The organism is Aliidiomarina haloalkalitolerans, assembly GCF_003987315.1.
GTDB classification, from domain to species: Bacteria; Pseudomonadota; Gammaproteobacteria; order Enterobacterales; family Alteromonadaceae; genus Aliidiomarina; species Aliidiomarina haloalkalitolerans.
The window spans coordinates 408715-420132 of record NZ_PIPI01000001.1 but is presented as its reverse complement, the minus strand read 5'-3'; the positions used below and the strand labels follow the sequence as shown (position 1 = coordinate 420132).

Sequence of the window (11418 nt, the reverse complement as noted above, 5' to 3'; positions counted from 1 at the left end):
ACTCCTGTTAGCTGCGGAACAGCTCAGTCCGCGCGACCCGAACGGTCATGCCTGATGGTAACTGAACTTGAACCTCATCTTTTTCAATCGCTTCAACAGTACCTTGTACGGCTAAACCACCGAGTTTGATCTGTATTTTCTGTCCAACCACGACTTGCTCCGGCTGCACGGTTTCAAGAGACTTTGATGCACTAACCGTGCGAGCCTCGGTCGTCGCTGTCGCTTTATTGTCGGTTTTCACCGACGCTCGACGAGGTACAGATACTTTCTTACGTCTAGTATCTCTGACCTGATTATCGCCTGTTTTGTTCGCCGGCTTCTGCCCTTTAGTCGCAACAGACTTGCCTTCTACCGCACGCTTCGCTTGTTTTTCCTTAACTTTAGCTTGCGACTCTTTTAACTGTTCAAGCGCATGTGTTTGATGATCTTCTTCCACTGCACCCGCATCGGCGCCGTCCAAATCAACCCGTTGCACACCCACTTTCACGCCACGAAGATAGCGCCAGCTATTGGTGTATTGACGCAACGCTGCCCGTAAACGGGTCTTGCTCACGTTGTCGTCGTCTGCAAGACGTGCTGCTAAATCGTCGAAAATCCCGATTTTCAGAGGCCGTGCCTCTCCCTCCAACGTAAAGCAACTTGGAAACTTAGTTGCCAAGTACGCGATGACTTCTTTGCTGGTAGAGAGTTTTGCCGTATTTTCCATTGAATTAACCTTCATCGTTCTCAAGGATCTGATCGTCTTGTTCTATGCGTTGGATCAGATGGGTTATGTAATCTTCTAGTTCATCCGCTTCAGCTTCAATGAGGCCTGGTTCACGTAACCACATGTCGCTAATTTCCAGAACCAATTGTTCACGTCTTTCTAGTGTCCAAAATTCGTTATCTGCCGTGTGTTCTTCAATTGTATACAGCATTAAGTTGAGATGATCAGCCGCTAACTCGGCGTCATCTTCAAAATAATCCATATCGTGGATTGAAACCAAGTAAGGACGAATATCAAATTGGCTCATATTGTGACCAATTTAATGACTCTAGCAGCGGTAACAAGCTTGCTAGCCCGGCTTCATCATCGGCTGAAAAGCGATCATGTATCGGGCTGTCGATATCAAGTACTGCGACGACTTTATCACCAACAATAATCGGTAAGACGATTTCTGAATTGCTCGCGCTATCGCACGCAATATGTCCGGGAAACGCGTGGACATCGGCTATCCGCTGAATTTCTCGTGTCGTCACCGCGGCGCCACAAACGCCCTTAGCGAATGGAATGCGGACACACGCAACCTTCCCCTGAAAAGGCCCAAGCACAAGCGTATCACCTTGGCTTAAATAGAAGCCTAACCAATTGAGGTTCGGAAGTTGATCATATAGAAATGCACTAATATTGGCCAAATTTGCGATTAAATCAGGCTCACCATCGACTAGCGCGGTAATTTGCTGAGTAAGGCTTGCATAAAAGGCCGGCGAACCCGGCTGTTCAGTCGTCGTTGCGGAAAACACGGAAATTAGAGCTCCAAACAGAGAGAATTAATGTTCATGGTCAGATTTTAAGTCAAACCGAGCAATATCAGCTTCGGCACGCATCCGTAATTCAGAACGCAAATCGCCTTTGGTCTTCATGACCAATTCACCGTTTGCGCCAATTGAAAAATGGTCGGTTTGATTCAACCGTCGGGCTTGGTACACCATGACGAGTTCCATGGTGTTTTCAAGTTGCTCAGGCGTGAGCTTATTGCCATCGGGCCAACGTCCAGTTTCTACTGCTTGCACCATTCGCTCATAAATCTCAGGCGTCATGGCTTTCAATACATCATCATACTGCATATTATTTTTGCCGCTTTAACCAATAAATTCGTGCACGGGTAATCAGGTACCAAATAAAACTTGCGCCGGCTAATGCTGGACCGGCAATGGGCATCCAAGCAGCAAATTGACTGCCACTCCAATCATAGAAAGTCGCACCAATTCCTGCAACAAAAAATACAATGGCAAGCATTTGCTGGCTTACTAATTTATTCACCCGGATTGAACGCTCGGTCCGAGCCTTGCGCGCCAGGCTCTCGGCATCATGTGCGCCGAGCATAAAACCACAATGCTCACAGACCGCCGCTCGATCCGAAACTTTTTTCATACAACCTGGGCAGTTAATAATAGCCATCGTTACTCTCGTTCCGTACTTGGGTGTTGATTAACTCTCGAGCACTAATCATATCAGCCATCTGCCAAGGGATCATCCGAAAGCGAGCAACAACCGTGTAATTCCTGCTCATCTAGCAAAAAAACTCGATAAAGCGCATAGAGCTTGAATAAATTCTGTGGCAAAGTAGCGCATAAATACAAAAACAACAAATCCATAACAATCGGGAGACGCTGATGGAGAGCATCGTCAATACCATCAATAATATAGTCTGGAGCCCTGCACTGGTATTTCTCTGCCTCGCAGCAGGTCTCTTTTACTCAATCCTTACACGTTTTGCTCAGGTTCGTCATTTTCGCGAAATGGTGCGCTTGTTGTTCAGTGGCAATGACTCCACCAAAGGCATTTCGTCCTTTCAGGCATTAGCCGTAACACTTTCGGGTCGGGTCGGCGTCGGTAATATTGCCGGTGTTGCCGCAGCCATCGGCTTCGGTGGTCCTGGTGCAGTGTTCTGGATGTGGGTCGTAGCATTCCTTGGTGCTAGTACCGCCTATGCAGAATCAACCTTAGGTCAAATCTACAAAGTTGAAGATCAAGGCCAATATCGCGGTGGTCCGGCATATTACTTCGAAAAAGCTCTCGGACAAAAATGGTTGGCGATTCTATTTGCAGTCTCTGCCATCATTGCCTGCGGTATTTTCCTTCCGGGCATTCAAGCTAATGCGGTCGGCAATGCAGTCACCCACGTCTTTGGCGATGGCAATATGGTCGTCACTGATTACGGCGAAGTTGGCAGCCACAAATTAATTGCGCTTGCGGTCATTCTAATTGTCCTCGGCTTTATCATTTTTGGTGGTATTAAGCGGATTGCTAGCTTTACTCAGATCGTCGTCCCATTTATGGCGCTGGCCTATATCATCATGGCACTGGTGATTGTCTTCCTTAACCTGAATAAAGTGCCGGGCATTTTAGCCATGATTGTCACCGACGCGTTTACTGCACAAGCGGGTTTCGGTGCGGCGATTGGTTGGGGTGTTAAACGGGGAATCTACTCGAACGAAGCGGGTCAAGGTACTGGCCCACATGCGTCGTCAGCTGCGGAAGTAGACCACCCTGCTCAGCAAGGACTCGTTCAAGCATTTTCAGTTTACGTCGACACCCTTTTTGTGTGTACAGCAACCGCATTGATGATTTTGATTACTCAGCAGTACAACATCGTCAACGAAGTAACCGGTGACCTTATTGTGCAAAACGTTGCCGCAGGCACAGAAGTTGCTTCGCCAGCATTCACGCAATTAGCGCTGTCGAGCGTCTTCAGTAACTTTGGCCAAGGCTTTGTTGGGGTCGCGATATTCTTCTTCGCATTTACGACTATCCTCGCCTACTACTATATCGCAGAGACCAACGTTGCCTATTTAAACCGTTACTTTAAGAACCGTTTCTCGTTGTTCTTAGTGAAAATGGTGATTATGTTTATGGTCGCTTACGGCACCGTCAATAGTTCCGGCTACATTTGGAACCTAGGTGATATCGGTGTCGGCCTCATGGCGTGGATCAACATCCTCGGTATTCTCGCGATTTTCTTTGTCGCCCGACCGGCAATTATGTGTTTGCGTGACTACGAAGAACAGAAAAAGCTTGGTAAACCAATTATCTTTGACCCACAAAAACTCGGTATTCAAAAAGCTGAGTTCTGGGAAAAACGGTTAGCCAAACAACGTGCAGCGGAAAAAGAAGTCGAGAAATAATATCGTTCTAGAAATACTGCCGTTGAAAATACAAAGGGCGCTGTCATCTGACAGCGCCCTTTTCTATACTCGTGCCACAACTGATTAACGCAAATCGTTCGCTACATCGAGAATAGCTTTTAACGTGTCACGCCCAAGCAAACGTGAACGAATGTCCGACCATTGCTGATAAGGTTCTGGCAGATCATCATTATCTTTAAATGGCATTTCCACCGTAAACGCTAAACATTTAAAGCGCTCGCCCACTGCGTTGCTCGCAACGGTTAAATTAGCTTGACCTGGTGCATCGACGTCATAGCCATATTTCGTTTGGAATTCAGCAGTCGCACGTAAATAAGCTTCTTTAAATAAGCGTTCTAAATTTGCGTGACGCTCGTCATAAGACGGAATACCTTCGGACCCAGCCACAAAGTTGTAGGGCAGATTTTCATCACCATGAATGTCGAGATACATATCGACGCCAATCGCGTCCATCGCCTTCAACACATGGAATACTTCCGGGCTTTTCTCCAAGGTTGGTTCTGCCCATTCCCGATTCAGGTTCACACCCGCAGCATTGGTACGCAAATGCCCGCGCACACTGCCATCGGGGTTCATGTTAGGTACGATATAAAATACCACTTGATCAAGTAGCTGACGTGAAACCGGCTCATCTTCATTGAGAAGGTGCTCTAACAGGCCTTCCACGAACCATTCAGCCATGGTCTCGCCAGGATGCTGACGCGCAGTAATCCAGACTTTCCGCTTCTTCGGACTCTCTTCACCAACGACCAACAAGTTCATTTCTCGGCCATCGAGCGTTAGGCCTAAGCAGCGCTGTTCAACCCACGCTGATTGCTGTGCCCACTGCAGTAAATCGAGGTGGCGCTCCCAGCTGTAAGGCACGAAATACGCGTAAAACACAGTTTCTTGTTCAGGCGTGTGGGTAATGGTTAATTTCTTACCATCAAAACTAGTCGGCACACGAAACCAGTGCTCGCGATCATAACTGGCAAACGAATAATAGTGTTCCCAGCCTTTCGGATAAGCTGATTCACTCGCGTTCTCGATAATCAGGGTATGTTTGACATCAGTTTGCGCAAATAACTTAAAGTGATACCACTGGAAAAACTCACTTTCATTATCTTTGCGAATACGCAAACGAATTTGATCCGGCGCATCAGCCGAGACAACTTCAATATTGCCGCTATCAAATTCCGTTGAGATCATCATAGGTTTCTGTCCCCTGTTGTTGACAAGCCAACATGTACGAACGGCTTGCCGTACATGCGAAGTAAAAGAAGCGCCTCAAGGCGCCTCTTTTTCATGTTTTGCTATTAAGCTGGCAAATTTGGTACTAACAACCCAGCCATGTCTTGCACAACCCGCAACACTTGGCAGCTGTAACCAAACTCGTTGTCATACCAAACGTATAATACGGCACGATCACCATCAACGATGGTCGCTTGTGAGTCAACAATACCCGCATAACGGCTGCCGACTAAGTCTGACGAAACGATCTCTGTTGACGAGGTAAAGTCGATCTGATTTTGCAATTCTGAATTTAACGCAGTCGCACGTAAATATTCATTGAGAGCTTCGCGATCGGTTGTCTCACCAAGGTTCAGGTTCATGATTGCCATTGACACGTTCGGTGTAGGCACACGAATTGCGTTACCGGTCAGTTTACCCGCCAACTCTGGCAGTGCTTTCGCTACTGCCTTTGCCGCACCAGTTTCGGTAATAACCATGTTCAGAGGTGCTGAACGGCCACGACGCTCGGCTTTATGGTAATTGTCGATAAGGTTCTGGTCATTGGTATAGGCATGTACAGTTTCAACATGACCATTCTTAATGCCAAATTTATCATTAATCGCTTTTAATACCGGTGTAATTGCGTTCGTTGTACAGCTTGCTGCTGACACAATTAAGTCTTCTGGCAAAATGTCAGTATGGTTAACGCCATGCACGATATTTTTAATGTTGCCTTTCGCAGGTGCGGTTAACAATACTTTGCTGGCACCCTTCGATTTCAGGTGTAAACCAAGACCCGCTTCGTCTTTCCAAACGCCGGTGTTATCGACAATAATCGCATTATCAATGCCATATTGCGTATAGTCGATTTGGTCTGGAGAGTTCGCGTAAATCACCTGAATGTGAGTGCCGTTGGCTTTAATTGCACTCTTCTCATGGTCAACGGTGATTGAACCATTGAATGGTCCATGAACCGAGTCGCGACGCAGCAAGCTAGCACGCTTCTCCAGATCGCCTTCACCGCCACCGCGCACCACGATCGCACGTAAACGCAATTTGTTATTGCGACCGTTACGTTCAATTAGTAAGCGCGCAAGCAAACGGCCGATGCGACCAAAGCCATAAAGAACTACATCGCGTGGCTCAACATCATCAGGTTTACCCACCACGTCAGCAAGCTCACGAACGAGGTATTCTTCAACCGATTCTTCGCCTTGGCGTTTTCCGCCAAAATGGAAACCGAAAGCCAATTTTCCTAAGTCGATGCGCGCTGGCGACATTTCCATCTCGGAAATAGCTTTCAAAAATGGATAGCTTTCCCGTAAGCGTAGTTTGTGGCCTTCATGCTGACGCACTAAACGGTGCGTTTTAATGATATCGATCGTCGAGCCATTCAATAAACTCCGGCCATAAACCAGAATCTCCACTCCCTTGGTACGGTACAAACGGCCAATTAAAGGCTGCATTAACTCTGCAAATTCTTGGCGTTCTTCCCAACTTTTCAACGTTGTCTCGTTATGCACGTCAGTCATTGTGAAACCTATGTCAGTGTTTACATGAGATGATAGGAACGTTCTCGCAGTGGACCCGCGTGACGCATAAAATTCGGGCGCTATTGTACTGAAAATGTCCCTCAGCTGCCACTATCAGACGAACATTCCGCATTTTCAATTCTATGAAAATCATGAAAAAGTGGAAATACTCGATTACAGCCATACATTGGTCATATTCACTGTGATATGATTTAGCCCACTTTTTTGCAGAATGATTAGGGCTTTGCAACATGTTACGTCGTACAAAAATTGTTACTACTCTTGGTCCAGCTACGGATAAGCCGGGTGTTTTGGAAAAGCTGATTAACGCTGGCGCCAACGTTGTACGCCTTAACTTTTCGCATGGTAAGTCAGAAGATCATATTGAGCGCGCCCAACAAGTACGCGAAATTGCAGCACGCCTCGGTAAACATGTCGCTATTCTTGGCGACTTACAAGGTCCTAAAATCCGGGTCGCGCGTTTTCAAAATGGCGCAGTTGAACTGCAAGACGGTGCTGCTTTTATTCTTGATGCGTCTTTGCCAAGCGACGCGGGTGACGAGCATCAAGTCGGCCTCGATTACAAAGACTTACCAAAAGATCTCATTGCTGGCGATGTCTTGCTTCTCGACGACGGGCGCATGCGTTTAACGGTCGAGCGAGTTGAAGGCAGCTGCATTCATACGATTGTGACCGTCGGTGGCAAGTTATCAAACAATAAAGGAATTAATCGCCTCGGTGGTGGTTTGTCTGCCGCTGCTTTGACTGACAAAGACTACCGAGATATCGAAGTGGCAGCTGAAATCGATGTCGACATTCTCGCAGTATCTTTTCCTCGCAGCGGTGCCGATTTACAACTAGCCCGTGCGTTACTGAATAAGGCTGGTTGTGACGGTGCCATTTGTGCAAAAATCGAACGTGCGGAAACCGTGGCAACAGACTCAGCATTAGACGACCTAATCGAACATTCTGACGTTGTGATGGTCGCCCGCGGCGATCTCGGTGTTGAAATTGGCGACGCTCAGCTCGTGGGTAAACAAAAGCGAATTATTAAGCGTGCTCGTGAACTGAACAAAGTAGTGATTACCGCCACGCAAATGATGGAATCGATGATCGATAACTCGATGCCAACCCGCGCGGAAGTAATGGATGTAGCTAACGCAGTGCTAGATGGTACTGACGCAGTAATGTTAAGTGCTGAAACAGCTGCTGGTAAATATCCAGTCGAAACGGTAAAAGCGATGGCTGATATTTGCCGTGGTGCTGAAGAATATCCTGCGTTGCGCTTAACTCGTGATACTGTTGAAGAACCTGTGACCTCAGTTGCTCAAGCGACTGCTCTCGCCGCTATGTATACTGCAAATCACTTAGCCGGCGTCAAAGCAATTATTGCCTTAACTGAGTCAGGCCATACGGCTAAATTGATGTCGCGTATTCATACAGATCTACCCATTTTCGCCCTCTCCCGCCATCAGCACTCACTGAACCGCGCGAACTTATATCGGGGCGTGTATCCAACTTACTTTGACTCGACCAAGTCCGAACCGCAAAACGTTTTACGTGATGCCATTGAGTTGATTCGTGCACGTGGTCTGTTAGAGAAAGGTGATATGGTCATCATTACCCATGGTGACGTGATGGAAACTATCGGTAAAACGAACACCAGTAAAATTTTGCAGGTCTAAGTATTGTTTCAACGTGGTGTGGGCTAAACGGTCACACCACGTTGCCGCATCATTCCCCGCAAATCGCGCCGCAAGCGGTCAATTTCTCGAATGACGTGGCGTTGTTGACGAACATCGATACTGCTGAGTAACTGCAGAATGAGTTGCGTACCGACTTGCTCATTATGCGCTAACGTGGTTATAAGGTTCTCGCCCCGCCATTCCTCTGGTGTTAAAAACAAACGTTGCAATAAGTCTTGCCGCCCTTCAGTGCCCGCTGGCAACATCATGACATTCGTGAAACTGTCTAACCACGCCAATTGGTACTCACGCCAAAGCTCTTCACTATCAATATGTTGCTCTGCCCACACTTGAATATAGTCTTTTTGGCTCTGCTGTAACCGCCCAAAGGCGCTGGCAACACGGTCTTCCATTTGTGTGATTTGTTCTTGTTGCGGATCTTTTGAGCTGCGACGCTTAGGTTTGTCGTCCTCTTGCAAGCGTTCTTGCAATGAAACCAGCAAATTGCGTTGTTGTTCTTCAGAAAGATCTGCGAGAAAGCGCTCTGCATAGGGGAGTAACTCAAGGCGGAAGTCATACCAAAATTGCATGACCTGCTCACTGTACTGTGCAAGTAACTCATCGCTGAATCGACTGTTTTCAATGTCGACCTGCACCTGCTTTAGTAAAGCGTAATAGGCTGGCATTTGCGTTTCGGCGTGCCACTGGAGAAAACGATCGAGCTCGGCACGTAATTCGCGACGTTGTTGACGTTCGAGAGAAATCGATTGATGCAATTGCCAGGCGACGAGGTTTTCCGCATACCGGTAGCCAAGTTGTCGACTTGAACAACTACTCAGAAAAATAAGCGCCAACAAAACCAACGCAAGACCGCGAAAAGACATAAACGCTCCAGCAAATTATGATTGATTACGCTTACGTGCTGGCTGCCAACTGCGATCACAGAGTGAGTTAATAGTCGCTTTGAATGGCTGTATGAACGCGCTTTTAGGCAAGCCCGAGCACTAATTGTTTAATGCGGTCTTTGTAACTCCGACTGACTTTGAGTTCTTGGCCATTTTGCAAAATTAAATGGTACTCGCCATTCTGGCGACTACAGAGTTTTTCGACTTGGCCAAGATTAACAATCGCAGACCGATGAATACGTTGAAACAGACGCGGGTTTAACTCTTGCTCAAGCTCTTTCATGGTGCGACGGAGAATGTGAGTTTGGTTGCCTGCATGAATACACATATAGTCGCCTGCCGCATCGATCCATTCAATTGAATTAATTGCAACACGGGTAATCTCACCGCTGTCCTTAATAGCGATATGCTCTGGATAGTGGTCCAGTGACGGCGCTTTACCTTCAGCCAGAAGACGTAAAATTTCTTCCACGTCTTCACCGGTAATATCGGCCACCAATTCGACCAACCTCTGTTGGTGCAAGCGTGATTGATCAACGAGCACTTCTGCTCGAATTCTCTCGAGCGATTCAGCTAGGCGCTCTTCGTCGACGGGTTTCAGCAGATAATCAATCGCCCGCACTTCAAACGCACGAATTGCATAGTGATCGTAAGCGGTGACAAACACAACCGCTGGCATTTGTGTGCCGGTTTGGTCATATTCTGCTTTCAGCTTTTTCAGAACGTCAAAGCCATTTGTACCCGGCATTTGAATGTCGAGAAACACCAGATCAGGCTTCGTAGCAAGGATTTTCTCAACCGCCTCACGGCCATTATTTGCTTCGTCAATGACTTCTAAAAAGTCAAATTCTTGCAGACGAATCCGCAAGCCCTGGCGTGCTAGTGGTTCGTCGTCGACAATAATGGCGCGAATTTTCTGTTGGCTCATGCTCTCTACTCGAAGGCGGTTAGTTTATTCAGCTAACTGAAATGGAAAACGCAGGCTAACCAGACAACCGGTTGGCTCATTAGCAGACAGATTAAATGAGAATTGTTTTCCATACAAGGCCTTGAGGCGTTCACGTGTATTTTCCAAGCCGACGCCAGAGCCTTTGACTTGCACATTTTCCGCGTCAAAGCGCTGCGGCCCGTTATCCGCAATTGTAATACACAAATCACCATGCTCGACCCAAGCACGTATTTCGATACGTCCAGTATCTTCTGTTTTTGCAATCGCATACTTGATCGCATTTTCAATCAATGGCTGGAGGATTAAGCTTGGAACTAACGCAGATAACGCCTTTTCTTGGATGTCGACACGAACATCAAGCCGCTCAGCAAAGCGCACTTTCTCAATATCGAGATACAACATTAAGGCTTTCATTTCTTTCTCGAGCGTAATCCGTTTAATCGGTTCATTGTCGAGCGAAAAGCGTAAAAAGCGACTCAGCTTACTCATCATTTGATTCGCATTCTTGGTGTCATTTACCAAGATCAAGGTGGAAATCGCATTCAAGGTATTAAACAGAAAATGTGGGTTAAGCTGATAACGCAACATTTTTAGTTGCGACTGATGAGCCATGGACGCTGCTGTCAGTGCTTTTTGGCGAGCGTCTTGCAAGAGCTGGTAATATTTAATAACAAAGTACAGGCCACTCCAAGTCAGCATAATGTAAAACTTGGCGATGGAGTGTTGGAAATAGAACAACAAGTTCGTTGGTCGATAACCAAACTTGTAGATTTCCCAATTGGTTAAATTGTCAATGACAGCCCAAGTCGCTGCGGCCACGTAGGAACAAGCTAAAACGACAATTAACTGCAAGGCCGGGTGCCATGACCAGATTGAGCGATAGATATAACGCATTGGAACGGTCAATAAAAACCCTGCATACGCACCAAGCAAAACGATGGCGATCCAGATTTCGCGCATCTCATGCATGAGCGACCCCATGTATTGCACGAGGGCATAGCCTAGCCACCCCGCAATCTGCATGAGCCAGAACAGTTTATTTCGATCTTCGAGTAATGAGCGCCAGTTCAAACTCTATCCTTAGCAAAATTAACAATTTTTATACATCCTGAGCGCTATGTTAGCGGAATTCTTCAGGAAGTAACGGTAATTAATCGGGTAGAACAGTTCGTTAGTCGCAGTTCTCAGGCATTCATTTGCTAACTGTCCCTATGCTACACTGACTT

General features: G+C 46.9%; 12 protein-coding genes. 2 read left to right on the top strand and 10 right to left on the bottom strand.

Annotated features, from left to right (window positions below):
- Positions 1-7: 7 nt before the first annotated feature.
- From proQ to CWE06_RS01975, 5 genes are read right to left on the bottom strand one after another with little or no spacing between them, the layout of a single operon-like run.
- Complete coding sequence (gene proQ, locus CWE06_RS01995; RefSeq protein ID WP_126790662.1) at positions 8-706, bottom strand: RNA chaperone ProQ; 699 nt, start codon at positions 704-706, stop codon at positions 8-10.
- 4 nt (positions 707-710) lie between these two features.
- Positions 711-1013 (bottom strand): hypothetical protein, encoded by a 303-nt coding sequence (locus tag CWE06_RS01990; protein ID WP_126790660.1) that lies wholly within the window; start codon positions 1011-1013, stop codon positions 711-713.
- A complete protein-coding gene (locus CWE06_RS01985; RefSeq protein WP_126790658.1) occupies positions 1000-1503 on the bottom strand; it encodes a GAF domain-containing protein in 504 nt (167 codons plus the stop codon). Before CWE06_RS01985 ends, CWE06_RS01990 begins: the two co-directional genes overlap by 14 nt.
- A 27-nt stretch (positions 1504-1530) precedes the next feature.
- Positions 1531-1827: a YeaC family protein gene (locus CWE06_RS01980; protein WP_126790656.1), complete on the bottom strand. Its 297-nt coding sequence runs from the start codon at positions 1825-1827 to the stop codon at positions 1531-1533.
- A 1-nt stretch (position 1828) separates the two neighbouring features.
- Positions 1829-2161, bottom strand: coding sequence for a hypothetical protein (locus CWE06_RS01975; RefSeq protein ID WP_126790654.1), 333 nt, complete (start codon positions 2159-2161; stop codon positions 1829-1831).
- Between the two features lie 215 nt (positions 2162-2376).
- On the opposite strand from CWE06_RS01975, the gene CWE06_RS01970 reads away from it, so the two are divergent.
- Entirely contained in the window at positions 2377-3888 is a 1512-nt protein-coding gene (locus tag CWE06_RS01970) for an alanine/glycine:cation symporter family protein (protein ID WP_126790652.1), read from the top strand.
- An 84-nt stretch (positions 3889-3972) separates the two neighbouring features.
- On the opposite strand, the gene CWE06_RS01965 is transcribed toward CWE06_RS01970, so the two are convergent.
- Entirely contained in the window at positions 3973-5100 is a 1128-nt protein-coding gene (locus CWE06_RS01965) for a M14 family metallopeptidase (protein WP_126790650.1), read from the bottom strand.
- 104 nt (positions 5101-5204) lie between these two features.
- Positions 5205-6653 (bottom strand): glyceraldehyde-3-phosphate dehydrogenase, encoded by a 1449-nt coding sequence (locus CWE06_RS01960; protein ID WP_126790648.1) that lies wholly within the window; start codon positions 6651-6653, stop codon positions 5205-5207.
- Between the two features lie 251 nt (positions 6654-6904).
- Between CWE06_RS01960 and pyk the strand changes: the two genes are divergently transcribed.
- A complete protein-coding gene (pyk, locus tag CWE06_RS01955; RefSeq protein WP_126790646.1) occupies positions 6905-8338 on the top strand; it encodes a pyruvate kinase in 1434 nt (477 codons plus the stop codon).
- Positions 8339-8361: 23 nt separating this feature from the next.
- Here the strand turns inward: pyk and CWE06_RS01950 are convergent, their stop codons facing one another.
- The 3 genes from CWE06_RS01950 to CWE06_RS01940 form a co-directional block, all read right to left on the bottom strand.
- Positions 8362-9222, bottom strand: a complete 861-nt coding sequence (locus CWE06_RS01950) for a DUF6279 family lipoprotein (protein WP_126790644.1) — start codon at positions 9220-9222, stop codon at positions 8362-8364.
- Positions 9223-9325: 103 nt separating this feature from the next.
- Entirely contained in the window at positions 9326-10171 is an 846-nt protein-coding gene (locus tag CWE06_RS01945) for a LytR/AlgR family response regulator transcription factor (RefSeq protein WP_126790642.1), read from the bottom strand.
- 24 nt (positions 10172-10195) lie between these two features.
- On the bottom strand, positions 10196-11263 hold the full coding sequence (locus CWE06_RS01940; RefSeq protein WP_126790640.1) for a sensor histidine kinase: 1068 nt from the start codon (positions 11261-11263) through the stop codon (positions 10196-10198).
- Positions 11264-11418 lie beyond the last annotated feature (155 nt).

What these genes read in the sequence shown, in the direction of transcription:
- proQ (WP_126790662.1), bottom strand. Translation starts at nt 706, where the DNA reads ATGGAAAATACGGCAAAACTCTCTACCAGCAAAGAAGTCATCGCGTAC.
- CWE06_RS01990 (WP_126790660.1), bottom strand. Translation starts at nt 1,013, where the DNA reads ATGAGCCAATTTGATATTCGTCCTTACTTGGTTTCAATCCACGATATG.
- CWE06_RS01980 (WP_126790656.1), bottom strand. Translation starts at nt 1,827, where the DNA reads ATGCAGTATGATGATGTATTGAAAGCCATGACGCCTGAGATTTATGAG.
- CWE06_RS01975 (WP_126790654.1), bottom strand. Translation starts at nt 2,161, where the DNA reads ATGGCTATTATTAACTGCCCAGGTTGTATGAAAAAAGTTTCGGATCGA.
- CWE06_RS01970 (WP_126790652.1), top strand. Translation starts at nt 2,377, where the DNA reads ATGGAGAGCATCGTCAATACCATCAATAATATAGTCTGGAGCCCTGCA.
- CWE06_RS01965 (WP_126790650.1), bottom strand. Translation starts at nt 5,100, where the DNA reads ATGATGATCTCAACGGAATTTGATAGCGGCAATATTGAAGTTGTCTCG.
- CWE06_RS01960 (WP_126790648.1), bottom strand. Translation starts at nt 6,653, where the DNA reads ATGACTGACGTGCATAACGAGACAACGTTGAAAAGTTGGGAAGAACGC.
- pyk (WP_126790646.1), top strand. Translation starts at nt 6,905, where the DNA reads ATGTTACGTCGTACAAAAATTGTTACTACTCTTGGTCCAGCTACGGAT.
- CWE06_RS01950 (WP_126790644.1), bottom strand. Translation starts at nt 9,222, where the DNA reads ATGTCTTTTCGCGGTCTTGCGTTGGTTTTGTTGGCGCTTATTTTTCTG.
- CWE06_RS01945 (WP_126790642.1), bottom strand. Translation starts at nt 10,171, where the DNA reads ATGAGCCAACAGAAAATTCGCGCCATTATTGTCGACGACGAACCACTA.